Here is a 233-nt window from a genome sequence, read left to right as displayed (position 1 = left end):
ATGCGTCCTAGCCCATATCCTCGGTCTGGGGATGATTATGAGGTGACTTTAGGGTACGGGTTCGGGGTGAGCCGGGCTTCTTTGCCGCGTGTGGAGCAGTTCTTTACAGGAAATAATGAGATTCTGATTGCTGGCCCGGAGGTGGTGGAGTATCCGTGGACTTGGCATGAGGAGCGGAAGAAAAAATATTTCCCTCAGGGGTTCCCGGCTCCTCGGTGTGATGAGCGGGGGGA

At 55.4% G+C, this 233-nt stretch carries 1 pseudogene; it reads left to right on the top strand.

Going from position 1 to position 233, the window contains the following annotated elements:
* Positions 1 to 233, top strand: a pseudogene (locus HMPREF2981_RS06810) (hypothetical protein); the annotation flags it as partial.

The sequence above is a fragment of the Rothia sp. HMSC069C01 genome (genome assembly GCF_001814655.1).
GTDB lineage: Bacteria > Actinomycetota > Actinomycetes > Actinomycetales > Micrococcaceae > Rothia > Rothia dentocariosa.
Note: the sequence above shows the minus strand (reverse complement) of the source record. Positions and strands in the feature narration are given on the sequence as shown.